Annotated in this window: 12 protein-coding genes and 1 riboswitch; of the genes, 6 read left to right on the top strand and 6 right to left on the bottom strand. The window is 73.5% G+C overall.

The features are described from left to right. Positions 1-231: 231 nt before the first annotated feature. Positions 232-1,062: an SCO6745 family protein gene (locus tag QM621_RS01380; RefSeq protein WP_414988554.1), complete on the top strand. Its 831-nt coding sequence runs from the start codon at positions 232-234 to the stop codon at positions 1,060-1,062. Here QM621_RS01380 and QM621_RS01375 read toward each other — a convergent pair. The 4 genes from QM621_RS01375 to QM621_RS01360 form a co-directional block, all read right to left on the bottom strand. Beyond that, entirely contained in the window at positions 1,029-2,801 is a 1,773-nt protein-coding gene (locus tag QM621_RS01375) for a GMC family oxidoreductase (protein WP_414988553.1), read from the bottom strand. The two genes, QM621_RS01380 and QM621_RS01375, sit on opposite strands and share 34 nt — an antisense overlap. Before the next feature lie 60 nt (positions 2,802-2,861). Beyond that, the gene (locus QM621_RS01370; RefSeq protein WP_414988552.1) at positions 2,862-3,704 is read right to left on the bottom strand and encodes a precorrin 6A synthase; all 843 of its coding nucleotides are present in this window, start codon (positions 3,702-3,704) and stop codon (positions 2,862-2,864) included. Beyond that, positions 3,697-7,287, bottom strand: coding sequence for a cobaltochelatase subunit CobN (gene cobN, locus QM621_RS01365; RefSeq protein WP_414988551.1), 3,591 nt, complete (start codon positions 7,285-7,287; stop codon positions 3,697-3,699). The genes QM621_RS01370 and cobN overlap by 8 nt, the downstream gene beginning before the upstream one ends. A 51-nt stretch (positions 7,288-7,338) precedes the next feature. Then, a riboswitch (cobalamin riboswitch) is annotated at positions 7,339-7,409 on the bottom strand. Positions 7,410-7,445: 36 nt separating this feature from the next. Beyond that, positions 7,446-8,072 carry a (2Fe-2S)-binding protein gene (locus tag QM621_RS01360; RefSeq protein WP_414988550.1) on the bottom strand — a complete coding sequence of 209 codons (627 nt, stop codon included), beginning with the start codon at positions 8,070-8,072 and terminating at the stop codon, positions 7,446-7,448. A gap of 175 nt (positions 8,073-8,247) precedes the next feature. Between QM621_RS01360 and QM621_RS01355 the strand changes: the two genes are divergently transcribed. Genes QM621_RS01355 through QM621_RS01335 form a run of 5 tightly spaced genes read left to right on the top strand, consistent with a single transcriptional unit; the run spans position 8,248 to position 11,953 of the window. Further along, on the top strand, positions 8,248-9,150 hold the full coding sequence (locus QM621_RS01355) for a nitrite reductase (RefSeq protein WP_414988549.1): 903 nt from the start codon (positions 8,248-8,250) through the stop codon (positions 9,148-9,150). After that, positions 9,141-9,803: a precorrin-8X methylmutase gene (locus QM621_RS01350; protein ID WP_414988548.1), complete on the top strand. Its 663-nt coding sequence runs from the start codon at positions 9,141-9,143 to the stop codon at positions 9,801-9,803. Before QM621_RS01355 ends, QM621_RS01350 begins: the two co-directional genes overlap by 10 nt. After that, complete coding sequence (cobJ, locus tag QM621_RS01345) at positions 9,800-11,278, top strand: precorrin-3B C(17)-methyltransferase (RefSeq protein ID WP_414988547.1); 1,479 nt, start codon at positions 9,800-9,802, stop codon at positions 11,276-11,278. Before QM621_RS01350 ends, cobJ begins: the two co-directional genes overlap by 4 nt. Positions 11,279-11,319: 41 nt before the next feature. Further along, positions 11,320-11,613: a nucleotidyltransferase family protein gene (locus QM621_RS01340; protein ID WP_414988546.1), complete on the top strand. Its 294-nt coding sequence runs from the start codon at positions 11,320-11,322 to the stop codon at positions 11,611-11,613. After that, positions 11,603-11,953, top strand: a complete 351-nt coding sequence (locus QM621_RS01335) for a DUF86 domain-containing protein (protein ID WP_414988545.1) — start codon at positions 11,603-11,605, stop codon at positions 11,951-11,953. Before QM621_RS01340 ends, QM621_RS01335 begins: the two co-directional genes overlap by 11 nt. Here QM621_RS01335 and cobM read toward each other — a convergent pair whose 3' ends face one another. Together cobM and cbiE are read right to left on the bottom strand one after the other, a co-directional pair. Further along, positions 11,954-12,715 (bottom strand): precorrin-4 C(11)-methyltransferase, encoded by a 762-nt coding sequence (gene cobM, locus QM621_RS01330; RefSeq protein WP_414988544.1) that lies wholly within the window; start codon positions 12,713-12,715, stop codon positions 11,954-11,956. It lies immediately after the preceding gene. Continuing rightward, positions 12,712-13,923 (bottom strand): precorrin-6y C5,15-methyltransferase (decarboxylating) subunit CbiE, encoded by a 1,212-nt coding sequence (gene cbiE / locus QM621_RS01325; protein WP_414988543.1) that lies wholly within the window; start codon positions 13,921-13,923, stop codon positions 12,712-12,714. Before cbiE ends, cobM begins: the two co-directional genes overlap by 4 nt. Position 13,924 lies beyond the last annotated feature (1 nt).

Below are 13,924 nucleotides of genomic sequence, written 5' to 3'. Positions count from 1 at the left end.
TGGTCGGAGGTCGCTGTCGTTGGCCTCGCCGAACTCGTTGAGGTAGACGCGCTCGAAGACGGTGCGGTTGATGATGCCGCGGACGTCGTCGGGCACGCGCAGGTAGGCGGCGCGGATGTCCGACAGCTAGGGGGTCTGTCAGATTAACGGTGGATCTGGCCTGGCGATCCTCACGACCTTGCGCCGGTCGGTGCGCAAGGCGTCGTTCGGCGCGGCGGGTACCTTCGAGCGGTGACCATACGAGAATTCTGGCGGAGCGTCGAGGCGATCCACGACGTCGTCTACTTCGCGCCCGACGCCAAGGAGCGGTACGAGGCGGTCGGCCTCAAAGGCTTCTGGATGGGGTACGCGGCGTCCCGGTCGGCGGCGCTCGGGACGCCCGGGCCGGAGCTGGTGACGGCGCTGTTCCACGGCTTCGCGCCGCGTCTGATCGGACGGGCACTGCCGGACGCCTGGTCGCTCGCCTCCCGGGACGATGTGCTCGCGGTCCGGCTCGACCTGGCCCGCGACCGGCTCGCCGCCGCCTTCGGCGAACGGGACGTGACCCGAGCGGCCGACGCGCTGTCGACGCTCGCGTCGCGGATCGACGTCGCCGGACGTCCGCTGGCCGCCGCCCACCGCGCCCTGCCCGTGCCCGACGACGCTCTCGGGAAGCTGTGGCACGCGGCGACCGTGCTGCGCGAGTATCGGGGCGACTCCCATGTGGCGGTGCTGACCGCCGCCGGGCTGAGCGGGGTGTCGGCGAACGCGCTGGCCGTCGCGGCCGGCCTGGTCGACGCCCGTCAGCGCGAGGTGCGCGGCTGGACCGAGGACGAGTGGATCGCGGCCTTCGGACGGCTCCAGCAGTTCGGCTGGGTCGAGGGGACCACGGTCACCGACACCGGACGGGCCGCCCGCGAGCGCCTGGAGGAGGCGACCGACCGCTCCTGCGGCGCCGGCCTCGACCAGGAGGCCACCGCCCGCGCCTACGCGCTCGCGCACGAGTTGCTGCCGCTGGCCCGGCTCGTCGAGGAGTCCGGCGCGGTCAGCTATCCGAACCCGACCGGCGTCCCCCGCCCGTAAGGCCGGTCGTCGGTCTCGGTGGCGGGGTCGAAGGGCGGTAGGCCCAGCTCCTCGCGGAGCAGGTCGGCGGCGCGCTCGGCGAACATCGAGATCGTCAGGAACGGGTTGACGCCGATGGCGCGCGGGATCACCGACCCGTCGCAGACGTAGAGCCCGTCGTGCACGCCGCCGTCGGGATCGAAGACGCGGCCCGCGTGGTCCACCACCCCGCCGTCCACGTCGTCGGCCGTCGCGCAGCCGCCCAGCGGATGCGCGGTGAGCAGATGGCGTCCGAGCAGCAGTTTGTCCCAGCGCGGATTCTTGATGTAGGTGCCGCCGACGGCCTCGACCGCGGGCCGCAGCACCTCGTCGACGTCGTGGTAGACCCGCTCGGTGGTCGCGCCGGGCCACACGACCTTCACCTCGCGGTCGCGGCCGAGCGTCAGCTCGCCGTCGGAGTTGTCGTGGACCATGATGAGGAAGCCGAGCGAGTGGTTCATCGCGCCGCCTGAGTTGAACTTGACGTCCTTGCGCCAACGGGCGACCTTCGCCGACCGGAAGTCGCGATAGCTGGTCGCCGCCAGGCCCATCAGGCCGAGCCGGGCGGAGTCCTGCAGCGCGCGCGGGATCGACAAGTCCTCGACGGTGAAGCGTTTGCGCAGGTCGCCCTGGCCCGCGCCGAAGCGCATGACCGAGGTGATGCTCGGACCGCAGGCGAGGTCGGAGCGCGGCGGGCCGTCGGTGGTGGCCCACGCCTGCGTGTCGGTGCGCAGGTCGGTGTTGTAGGCGATGGCGAAGTTGTCGCCGTTGCCGCTGAAGTTCTTCCCGAGCCGCCGCGACAGGCGCAGTCCGGCCTCCCGCGAGCGCAGCAGGATGCCGTTGCTGCCCATCGTCCCGGCTGACAGCACGACTCGGCGGGCCACCACCTCGACCGGCTCCTCGGGGGCCTTGCGGTCGGCGGAGCGTCGCACGCCGTGCAGCCGCCAGCGTCCGTCGCCGGTCGGCTCGACCCGGTCGACGGCGACCTGCGGGAACAGGCCGACGCCGTGGTGCGCGGCCATCGGCAGGTAGTTGGTCATGAGCGAGTTCTTCGACCCGCTGTTGTCGCCGGTGCCGTCGCCGCCGTGGTCGGGGCAGGCACGCCGCTCGACGCCGTACTTCGTGACACGGTCCTCGGCGCTCACGGTGATCGACAACGGCTCGGCGGTCGCGCCCGCCGCCTCGGCGATGGCGCCGAACACCGACACGCGGCGCAGGTCGGCGTCCCGCGCGTAGGGGATCGCGCCGAGCATCGCCCGGGCGCGCGCGTAGTAGTCCTCCAGCGGGCCGAGTCCGTCGGGCGCGGTGCCGACGAGCGTGCGGAAGGCGGTCGGCCAGGAGGCCTGGAAGACCTCGCGGTCGGGCGTGATCGCGACGTTGAAGTTGATGAGCGAGGTGCCGCCGAGGCCGTTGGCGTGCAGCACGTCGATGGTCTTGAAGCGGTTCAGCTCGATCAGGCCGAGCTTATTGCGGGCCGAGCGCAGCTGCCGCGCCGCGCCGGACTCGTTCTCCGGGAAAGTCCCCGTCGGATGCTCGGCGCCCTGTTCCAGCAGCGCGATCCGCAGGCGTCCGCCCGCCGCCGCGTTCGCCGCGCCGAGCCGCGCCGCCATCACCGACCCGCCGTAGCCCGACCCCACGACGACCACGTCGTACTCGGCGGCGAGCTGTTCGGGCGCGCTGGCGAGGCGTCGGGCGACGAGGGGGCGGGGAGGAAGGCTCATGGCAGCCCGAGTGTGGCAGGGGTCACGCCGCGCCGCAAGGGTCCGTCTCGCGTCGGACGGTCAGCGGCGCAGCAGGTAGGCGTCCATCACCCAGCCGGCGGCGGTCTTCGCCTCCGCGCGGGCCTGTTCGATCCGCGGCAAGGCGTCGGCGACGCGTCCGGCGACCAGGCGTTCGGAGTCGGCTCCGAGGTTCGCGCCCCACCAGATCGTCCAGTCGTCGAGCCCGGCGAGGTCGAGGCGTCCGGTGAGCATGACGAGCAGGTTGTCGGCCCCCGCGTCGACCGCCTCGCGCAGACGTCGGGCGGTGGTGACGGTGATCGGCCGACCCACCTCGTGCAGCACGATCCGGTGCCGCGCGGCGAGCAGCTGCAGCGCCGAGATCCCCGGCAGCACGTCCCAGTCGAAGTCGAGCCGCCCGCGTGCCAGCACCCGCTCGACCACCCGGATCGTCGAGTCGTAGAAGGCCGGGTCCCCCCACACCAACTGCACCCCTGTGGTCGCCCCTCTTCCCAGATTTGCTGCCTTATCCACCATTTCCGCCGAGGGATTCGGTGGATAAGTCAGCAAATCTGGTGAGGGAGGTGAGCTGAAGGACGCGAGGAGGGCGGACTCCCAGGCGGCGGCGCGGGCGTCGTGCCAGTCGGTGACGACGTGCTCGTAACCCGACGTGGTCGCCGTGGAGGCCGCCGAGCGGTCGCGCTCGGGGTCGACCACCTCGACCACCGGCAGCCCCGGGGCGTGACGGGCGATGATCGCGCGACGTGCGGCCGCCAACGGGTCGCCCTCGCGCTTGACGGTCACCAGCACGAACGACGCCTCGCGCAACGCCGTCACCGCCTCGACCGTCAGATGGTCGGGATCGCCGCAGCCGATCCCGACCAGCCGCAGCCGCCGCTCAGCCACGGTCCTCCAAGTCGCCCTCGATCTCCAGGTAGACCTGGCGCATCGCCTCGACCACCTCCGGGTCGGGCTCGGCCCACAGGCCCCGCTCGGCGGCCTCGTCCAACCGCTCGACGATGCCGCGCAGCGCCCACGGGTTCGCCTCGCGCAAGAACTCCTGCGTCTCGGCGTCGAGCACGTACTCCTTGGCCAGCGACTCGTACATCCAGTCGTGCACGACCCCCGCCGTCGCGTCGAAGCCGTACAGGTAGTCGACCGTCGCGGCCAGCTCGAAGGCGCCCTTGTAGCCGTGGCGGCGCATCGCCCCGATCCAGCGCGGGTTGACCACCCGCGAGCGGAACACCCGGTTCGTCTCCTCCTGGAGCGTGCGGGTGCGCACCGCGTCGGGCGAGGTCGAGTCGCCGACGTAGGCCTTCGGGTCGGCGCCGGTCAGCGCGCGCACCGTGGCGACCATGCCGCCGTGGTACTGGAAGTAGTCGTCGGAGTCGGCGATGTCGTGCTCGCGGGTGTCGATGTTCTTCGCCGCGACCTTGATCCGCCGGTAGGACGTGCGCATGTCGTCGGCCGCCGCCACGCCGTCGAGGCCCCGGCCGTAGGCGAAGCCGCCCCACGCCGTGTAGACCTCGGCGAGGTCGGCGTCGTCGCGCCAGGCGCCCGACTCGACCACCTGCAGGATGCCCGCGCCGTACGACCCCGGCGCGGAGCCGAAGATCCGGGTGGTGGCGCGACGCTCGTCGCCGTGCTCGGCGAGGTCGGCCTGGGCGTGCGCCCGGACGAAGTTCTGATCGGCGGGCTCGTCCAACTCGGCCACCATGCGGACCGCGTCGTCGAGCATCGTCACGACGTGCGGGAAAGCGTCGCGGAAGAAGCCGGAGATGCGCACCGTGACGTCGACACGCGGACGACCCAACTCGGCCAGCGGCACGACCTCCAGCTCGGCCACCCGGCGGGACGCCTCGTCCCACACCGGCCGCACGCCGAGCAGTGCCAGCACCTCGGCGACGTCGTCGCCGCTGGTGCGCATGGCCGAGGTGCCCCACACCGACAGGCCGACCGACGCCGGGTACTCGCCGGTCTCGTCGAGATAGCGCGCCAGCAGCGACTCGGCCATCGCCTGACCGGTGTCGTAGGCCAACCGCGACGGGACCGCGCGCGGGTCGACGGTGTAGAAGTTGCGGCCGGTCGGCAGCACGTTGACGAGGCCGCGCAGCGGGGAGCCGGACGGGCCCGCCGGGATGTAGCCGCCGTCGAGCGCGTGCAGGACCGCGTCGAGCTCGTCGGCGGTGCCCGCCAGGCGCGGCGCGACCTCGGTGGCCGCGAAGCGCAGCACCCGCACGACCTCGGGGTCGTCGTGCAGGCCGTCGGCGGCGGCGGGGTCCCAGTCGGCGTCGTCCATCGCCTGCACGAGCGCGCGGGCCTGTCGCTCCACCTCGTCGACCTGCGACGTCGGGGCGTCCTCGACGAGGCCGAGCGCGGCGCGCAGGCCCGGCACGGCGCCGGTCTGGCCGCTCCACACCTGGGCGGCGCGCAGGATCGCGAGCACGAGGTCGACCCGCGTCCCGCCCTCCGGCGCCTGGCCGAGGATGTGCAGGCCGTCGCGGATCTGGACGTCCTTGATCTCGCACAGCCAGCCGTCGACGTGCAGCAGGAAGTCGTCGAACTCCTCGTCGTCGGGACGGTCGTCCAGGCCGAGGTCGCGGTGCATCTCGGCGGCCTGCATGAGCGTCCAGATCTCGCCGCGGATCGCCGGGAGCTTGGCCGGGTCCATCGCGGCGATGTTGCCGTACTCGTCGAGCAGCTGCTCCAGCCGCGCGATGTCGCCGTAGCTCTCCGCGCGTGCCATCGGCGGGATGAGATGGTCCACGATGACCGCGTGGGCGCGACGCTTGGCCTGCGCGCCCTCGCCCGGGTCGTTGACGAGGAAGGGGTAGATCAGCGGCAGGTCGGCGATGGCCGCGTCGGTGGCGCAGGCGGCGCTGAGCGCGGCGTTCTTGCCCGGCAGCCACTCCATCGACCCGTGCTTGCCGAGGTGCACCACCGCGTGCGCGCCGAAACCGTGGCGCACCCAGCGGTAGGCGGCGAGGTAGTGGTGCGACGGGGCCATGTCGGGGTCGTGGTAGATCGCGACGGGGTTCTCGCCGAAGCCCCGCGGCGGCTGGATCAGCAGCACGACGTTGCCCGCCTGGAGCGTGGCCAGCACGATCTCCCCGGCGTCGTTGACGAACAGCTTGCCCGGCGCGGCGCCCCACGCCTCGGCGATCTCGGCGCGCAGATCCTCGGGCAGGTCGGCGGTCCAGGCGGCGTACTGCTCGGGACTGATCCGCACATGCGAGTCGGTCAGCTGCGCGGTGGTCAGCCACTCCTCGTCCTGGCCGCCGGCGTCGATGAGCGTGTGGATGAGCGCGTTGCCGGCCTCGGTGTCGTCGTCCATCGCGAGGATGCGGGTGACCTCGTTGTCGCCGCCGAGGTCGTAGCCCGCCTCGGCCATGCGGCGCAGCAGACGGACGGTTGAGACGGGCGTGTCGAGGCCGACGGCGTTGCCGACGCGGCTGTGCTTGGTCGGATAGGCCGACAGCATGAGCGCGACCCGGCGCTCTGCGGGCGGGGTGTGCCGCAGCCGGGCGTGGTGGACGGCGATCCGCGCGACCCGGTCGCAGCGCTCGGCGTCGGGCACGTAGCGGGGCAGGCCGTCGGGGTCGATCTCCTTGAACGAGAAGGGCGCGGTGATGATGCGGCCGTCGAACTCGGGGATGGCGATCTGGCTGGCCGAGTCGAGCGGGGTGACGCCGTCGTCGTTGGCGAGCCACTCCTCGCGGCTCGACGTCAGGCAGAGGCCCTGCAGGATCGGGATGTCGAGGGCGGCCATGCGGGCCACGTCCCACGCCTCGTCGTCGCCGCCGGCCGAGGCCGACGCGGGGGTCGCGCCGCCGGCGGCGAGCACCGTGACGACGAGCGCGTCGAGCTCGCCGAGCGCCGCGTAGAGGTCGTCGGGCGCGGCGCGCAGCGAGCTGGAGAAGATCGGCCGTCCGACCGCCTCGCCGGTGGCGTCGATCGCGTCGGCGAGGGCGTGCGCGAAGTCCTCGTTGCCGCTGGTGTGGTGGGCGCGGTAGAACAGCACGCCGACCTTCGGCAGGCCGGTCACGGCCTCGGGGCGGTCGAGCCAGCCCCAGGCGGGCACGGTCGTCGGCGGCTCGAAGCCCTCGCCGGTCAGCAGCACGGTGTCGGAGCAGAAGGCGTGCAGCTGGGCGAGGTTCGCGGGGCCGCCCTCGACGAGGTAGCGGTGCGCCTCGGCCGCGATCCCGACCGGGACCGTCGACAGCTCCATCAGCTCCGCGCTCGGGGTCAGCTCGCCGCCGAGCACGATCAGCGGGACGCCGGAGTCGCGGATCGCCGCGAAGTCCTCGCCCAGCTCCGCCGGGGAGCCGAGGAATCGATAGATCACCACATCGACGTCCGCCGCGACCTCGACGGCGCCCGGGCGGCCCTCGCCGACGCGGGTCGGGTTGGCCCAGACGTAGTCGGCGCCGCTGGCGCGCGCCGAGAGCAGGTCGGTGTCGGATGTGGACAGAATCGCGATGCGGGTCATGTTCCTCCTCGGGGTTCTCGCCCCAATAGGTGAGAGGGGAGCGCACGGGCCGTGTCTGGCTGTTCGCTCGCGTCGAGAGCGAGTCACAGTGGCGGAACCGCCCCGGAGTCGCACCGGGTTCCGGCGACCGCGCGCAAAGGGTCGCCTCAGCGTAGCGGTCAGCGGTGGGCGAGCACGCAATCGCCGCAGTAGCCGCCGCCGGGCAGTCGGTAGTAGAGACAGCAGGACCGACGGACGAGGGGCGGGCCGAGGTCGGCGGTGTCGGCGAGGCGCGGGTGGCGCAGCAGGTCGGCGAGGAGGTCGGCGGCGCGCGGGCGCAGCGTCGGGGCGGCCTGCGCGGCCATGCGGCAGGCCCCGTGGACGGCCGAGACGGCGTTGCCCCAGCCGATCGTCGCCGAGACGCCGTGGTCGGCGGCGAGCCGGTCGACGAGCGGGGCGAGGGTCGTGTCGATCAGTCCGACGACCTCGGGGTCGGCCCGGGTCGTGGCGGCCAGGCGCAAGGGTCCGGCCTCGCCAGCCTGCCAGCGCGGATCCGACGGCGCGGGAACCTCGAGCAGGGCGGCTCCGATCACCGGCGAGAGCAGCCGGGCGAAGATCCCGAGCGACGCGGTCGACGCGGCCACCCGCTCCTCGACCTCGACCCGCGCCCGCTCGGCCAGGGCGCGCCGCGTGAAATCGACCCGCTCGGCGAGGCCGGTCCCGTGGACGAGCTCGTCCAGCGTCCGCCACCCCTCGCCGCCGACCTCCTCGACGGCGAAGAACGGCCCCAGCTCGTCCACTCCCACGCCCGTCACCGTAGCGCCTCCGGGGGACGCAGGATGATGGTTTGCGGTAGTGATCGCTACCTTGATCCATCATCCTCCGTGCCCCGGGGGACGCAGGATGATGGATTAGGGTCGTTCCCGGTGCCCAAAGGCATCATCGTGCGTCCCCGGCAGCGGTCTGCGGGACAATGGGCGGGTGAGCCGTGATCGAGCCGACCGCTGTCCGGGCGTGCTGCGTCCGTGGATCGCCGACGACGGGGCGCTGGTCCGGCTGCGGCTGATCGGCGGGACGCTGCCGACGCGGACGCTCGCCGGCCTCCTCGCGATCAGCGCCGAGCACGCCGACGGCGACCTCTGGCTGACCTCCCGAGCGAACGTGCAGCTGCGCGGCATCGCCCATGAGAACGGCTGCCTCGACCCCCGTCTCGTCGACGCCGTCGCCGCGAGCGGCCTGCTCCCCTCGCCCGCCCACGAGCTGGTCCGCAACGTCATGGTCTCGCCGCTGTCGGGACGCTCCGGCGGCCGCGCCGACCTGCGGCCCGTCGCCCGCGCCTACGACGACCTGCTGCGCGCCGACGACCGTCTCGCCGCCCTCTCAGCCCGCTTCCTCGTGGTGCTGGACGACGGGCGCGGCGACCTGATCGACCGCTCCCTCGACCTCGGCGCGGTCGCCGTCGACGCGACCCACGCGCAAGTGCGGATCGGCTCGCACCACTGGGGCGAGGTGGTCGCGGCGGACGAGCTCGCCCCTGCGCTCGTCGCGCTCGCCCACCGCTTCCTGCTGGCCCGCGGCGCCGGGGAGAGCGCCGCCTGGCACGTGGATGAGCTACCGGACCAGGGGTCGGCGCTCGCCCAGCCGCACCACGCCCGCGACCTGCGCACCCACATCGCCGCGCTCCCGCTGCCGCACGGCATGATCGGCCAGGACGACGGCCGCCGCGCCGAGCACCTGGCGGTCCCCGGCGGACGCCTGACGCCCGACCTCGCGGCGACGGTGCTCGCCCGCGCTGACGAGGAGGTCGTCGTGACCCCCTGGCGCAGCCTGATCCTGCCCGACCTGCCCGACCTGCCCGAAGACGCGGAGCCCGCATGCCCCTGACGCCCCCACCCCGCCGCTACGCCTACGAGGGCAGCGGCGCGGCGATCTACGTCGACTCCTTCGCGACGATCCGCGCCGAGGCCGACCTGTCGGCGATCCCGGCCGACGCCGAGAAGGTCGCGGTCCGCATGATCCACGGCACGGGGCAGACCGACCTCGCCGCCGACCTCGTCGTCCATCCCGGCCTCGTCGCCGCCGCGCGGGGCGCGTTGCAGGCGGGCGCGCCGATCCTGACCGACGCGCACATGGTCGCCTCCGGCGTCACCCGCACTCGCCTGCCCGCCGACAACGAGGTCGTCTGCCTGCTGCGCGACCCCCGCGTGCCCGACCTCGCGCGCACCTGGGGCACCACCCGCTCGGCGGCGGCGGTGTCGCTGTGGGGCGACCGGCTCGACGGCGCGGTGGTGGCCGTCGGCAACGCGCCGACCGCGCTGTTCCACCTGCTCGAGCTGATCGCCGACGGCGGACCGCGACCGGCGGCCGTGGTCGGCGTGCCGGTCGGCTTCATCGGCGCGGCGGAGTCGAAAGAGGCGTTGGAGGGCTTCGCCGCCGAGACCGGGATCGACCTCCCCTTCGTGACGGTGCGCGGACGGCGCGGCGGGTCGGCGATGGCCGCCTCCGCGCTCAACGCCCTGGCCCAGGAGGCGGAGTGAGCGGCTTCCGCATCGTCGGCGTCGGACCGGGCGACCCCGAGCTGGTGACGCTCAAGGCCGCGCGGCTGATCGGCGCGGCCGACGTCGTCGCCTATCACCAGGGCGTCGGCAAGCGGTCGAACGCGCGGCGCATCGTGGCCGGCCTGATGCCGGAGGGCGTGGTCGAGGAGGTCTTCGAGTACCCCGTCACCACCGGCCGCACCGACCATCCGGGCGGCTACGACGGCGCGATGAGCGACTTCTACGACGACTGCGAGCGGCGGGCCGTCGCCCACCTGGAGGCGGGCCGCGAGGTCGTGCTGCTGGCCGAGGGCGACCCGCTGTTCTACGGCTCGGCGATGTACCTGCACGACCGTCTCGCGGACCGTTTCCCGACCGAGATCGTGCCCGGCATCCCCGCCTTCGCCGCCGCCACGGCCGCGAGCGGCACGCCGCTGGTGCGGCACACCGACGTGTTGACGGTGCTGCCCGGCACGCTGCCCGTGCCGGAGCTGGCGCGCCGCCTCGCCGACACCGACGGCGCGATCATCATGAAGCTCGGCCGTCGTTTCCCCGGGGTGCGCGACGCCTTGGAGCAGGCCGGCCGCCTCGACGGCGCGGTCTACGTCGAGCGGGCGTCGATGGAGGCGCAGCGGCTGCTGCCGGTCGCCGACGTCAACCCGGCGACCGTCCCGTACTTCTCGCTCATCGTGGTCCCTGGCGACACCAAGCCCGCCCCCGCCGTCTCGTCACTCGCCGAGAAATCCGCCGAACTCCTCGTGATCGGCCTCGGCCCCGGACCGGACGACTGGCTGACGCCGGAGGCCGCCGCCGCGCTGGCCGAGGTCGACCACGTCGTCGGCTACGCGCCGTATGTGAACCGGGTGCCGCAGCGCCCGGGGCTCCAACGGCACGCCTCGGGCAACACCGTCGAGGTTGACCGGGCCCGTCACGCCCTCGACCTGGCGAAGGCCGGCGAACGGGTCGCGGTGGTCTCCGGCGGCGACGCGGGCGTGTTCGGCATGGCGTCGGCGGTGTTCGAGGCCGCCGAGGACCCCGCCTACGCCGACGTGCCGATCCGGGTGCTGCCGGGCGTCTCGGCGGTGCAGGCGGTGGCCGCGCGGGCCGGTGCCCCGGTCGGCGCGGACTTCGCGGTGCTGAGCCTGTCGGACCGGCTCAAGCCGTGGGAGGTGATCGAGCGCCGGGTGCGCGCCATCGCCGAGGCCGACCTCGTGCTCGCGATCTACAACCCCCGCTCGCGCAGCCGCACCACCCAGGTCGCCGACCTGCGGGCGATCCTGCTGGAGCACCGCGCGCCGGAGACGGTGGTCGTGGTGGGCCGCGACGTGGGCCGCGCCGAGGAGTCCCTCACGGTGACCACCCTCGCCGACCTCGACCCGGAGTCGATCGATATGAAGTGCCTGCTGATCGTCGGCGCCTCGTCCACCCGCGTCACCCCCGCCGGCCGCGTCTGGACCCCCCGCTTCGTGGAGTGAGGCCCTAGCGATCGGCTGCCGCTCTCGTTACGCTGAGAGGCATGGAGAGCGTGTCATTCGACCGGGACCGCCTGCGCGATGTATGCCAGCGGTACGGCATCGCACGCCTCGACGTCTTCGGCTCGACCGCCCGGGCGGAGGACACCCCGCAGAGCGACATCGACCTGCTGTACGTGCTCGCCCCTGACATCCACCTCGGCTTCGAGTTCTTCGACATCGAGGTGGAACTCTCCGAGATCTTCGGCCGACCAGTCGACCTGGTCTCCCGCGACCATCTCCACCCCGCCCTGCGCGAACGCGTCTTCGACGAGGCTTGGGAACTCTATGCGGCGTGACTGGCTTCGCGTTCACGAAGCGCTCGGAGCCATCGACCGTGTCATCGCTTTGACCGACGGCGCCACCGTCGACTCGCTCTCCGACGACGCCACGACGCGCGAGGCGCTGCTCTGGAATTTCACCGTCCTCGGGGAGTCGCTGAACAGCGTCGACAACTCCGTCAAAGACAAGCATCCCGACATCCCTTGGCGACGACCCGCGGCTCTCCGCAACCGGATCGTCCACGGCTACTGGTCAGCTGATCTCGACATCCTGCTCACCGTCGCCCACCGCGACATCCACACGCTCCAAAGCCAACTCCGCACGGTCCTCACCTCACTGTCGCCTGACAGCGTCTAATCACCTGCGCGACTTGAGGGAGCGGTCGCGGGCGGGGGAGTAGAGGTAGGACTCGCTGCCGCAGACGTCCTCGGCGAGGGCGCGGCCGACGAGGATGACGGCGGCCTGACGCAGCCCAGCCGCCTCCACCTGGTCGGCGATGTCGGCGAGCGTGCCGCGCAGCACCAGCTGGTCGGGACGGGAGGCGTGCGCGACCACGACGACCGGGCAGTCCGCGCCGTAGTGCGCCGCCAGCTCCTCGGCCAAGACGCGGGTGCGGGTGATCGCCAGGTGCAGGCAGAGCGTCGCGCCGGTCGCCGCGAAGTTCGCCAGCGCCTCGCCCTCCGGCATGGCCGTCGACCGCGCCTGGGTGCGAGTGAGCACGACCGACTGCACCAGCTCGGGCACCGTCAACTCCGCGCCGACGAGCGCCGCCGCCGCCGCGTAGGCGGGCACGCCGGGCACGACCTCCCACGGCACCCCGTGGACGTCGAGCCGTCGCCCCTGCTCGTGGACGGCCGAGTACAGCGACGGGTCGCCCGAGCACAGCCGCACGACCTCCAGACCGGCCTCGTGCCCGCCGACCAGCTCGGCGGTGATCTGGTCGAGGTCGAGGTCGGCGGCGTCGACCAGCCGGACGCCCTCGCGACAGTGCGACAACACCTCGGCGTCGAGGTACGTCCCGGCGTAGACGACGACGTCGGCGGCGCGCAGCAGGTTCACCGCGCGCAGCGTCAGCAGGTCGGCGGCGCCCGGTCCGGCCCCCACGAAACGCACCGTCACGACGACTCCTCCTGTGGCTTGACGACGGCCCATTGGACCACGGCGCGGGCGGGCTCCCAGCCGGTGAACGTGCCGATGGGGCGGGCGGTCTCCACCGCGACCCGCGTCAGCTCGCCGCCGACCCGCGCCGCCCACCCGGCCACGACCGCCTCGGTCTCCAAGGTCACCGCATGCACGACGAGCCGGCCGCCGGGGCGCAGCCGCTCCCACGCCGTCTCGATCACGCCCTCACGGGACGCGCCGCCGCCGACGAAGACCGCGTCGGGAGTCGGCAGACCGGCGAGCATGCCGGGCGCGCGACCACGGACCACGCGCAGCGAGGGGACGCCCAGGCGGACGGCGTTCCGTTCGATCCGGTCGGCCCGCTCCGCGTGCGCCTCGACCGCGACTGTCCGGCAGCGGACATGCGCCCGCGACCATTCGATCCCGACCGACCCCGCGCCCGCGCCGACGTCCCACAGCAGTTCGCCGGGACGCGGGGCGAGGCGGGAGAGCGCGGAGGCGCGCAGGTCGCGTTTGGTGATCTGTCCGTCGTGCTCGAAGGCCTCGTCGGGCAGGCCGGGCGTCCAGCCGAGCGCCACGGCGCCCGTCGAGGCCGCCGCCTCGACGGCCAGCACATGCAGCGTCGGCACGGTGTGCGCCCACGTCGCGGCGGTCGCCTCGTGGCGGGACTCGTCGGCGCCGCCGAGATGCGCGAGCGCGGTGAGCCGGCTCGGCCCGAAGCCGTGGTCGACGAGCGTCCGAGCGACCTCGCCGGGCGTCGTCTCGTCGGCGCTCAGCACCAGCATCCGCGCGCCGGGGGCGAGGTGGCGCGGCAGCTCCCGATGGTCGCGCAGCACGGTGACGGTCTCGGCCGGCCAACCCAGACGAGCGCGGGCGAGCGCCGACGACGACACCGCCGGGACGACCTCGACCCGGTCGGCGTCGAGCAGGTCGATCAGCGTCGTGCCGATCCCCGCGACCAACGGATCGCCGGAGGCCAGCGCCACCACCGTCCCGTCGAGGGAGTCGAGCAGGGCGGGCAGGCCCTCCCGCAGCGGCGACGGCCACGACACGCGGCGCTGTCGGTCGACTGCGGGCGGCAAAGCGAGGTGTCGCTCGCCGCCGAGCAGCACGTCCGCGCCGAGCACCAACGCGCGCGCCGCCGCAGGCAGCGCCTCCCACCCGTCGTCCCCGATCCCGACGACCGTGACCCGCTGCGCGCCCATG

Source organism: Aeromicrobium sp. (genome assembly GCF_047606445.1).
In the GTDB taxonomy this organism is placed as follows: domain Bacteria; phylum Actinomycetota; class Actinomycetes; order Propionibacteriales; family Nocardioidaceae; genus Aeromicrobium.
Note: the sequence above shows the minus strand (reverse complement) of the source record. Positions and strands in the feature narration are given on the sequence as shown.

Excerpts from the sequence above, each read along its gene's own strand:
- QM621_RS01375 (WP_414988553.1), bottom strand. The coding sequence starts at position 2,801 with ATGAGCCTTCCTCCCCGCCCCCTCGTCGCCCGACGCCTCGCCAGCGCG.
- cobN (WP_414988551.1), bottom strand. The coding sequence starts at position 7,287 with ATGACCCGCATCGCGATTCTGTCCACATCCGACACCGACCTGCTCTCG.
- QM621_RS01350 (WP_414988548.1), top strand. The coding sequence starts at position 9,141 with ATGCCCCTGACGCCCCCACCCCGCCGCTACGCCTACGAGGGCAGCGGC.
- QM621_RS01340 (WP_414988546.1), top strand. The coding sequence starts at position 11,320 with ATGGAGAGCGTGTCATTCGACCGGGACCGCCTGCGCGATGTATGCCAG.
- QM621_RS01335 (WP_414988545.1), top strand. The coding sequence starts at position 11,603 with ATGCGGCGTGACTGGCTTCGCGTTCACGAAGCGCTCGGAGCCATCGAC.
- cbiE (WP_414988543.1), bottom strand. The coding sequence starts at position 13,923 with ATGGGCGCGCAGCGGGTCACGGTCGTCGGGATCGGGGACGACGGGTGG.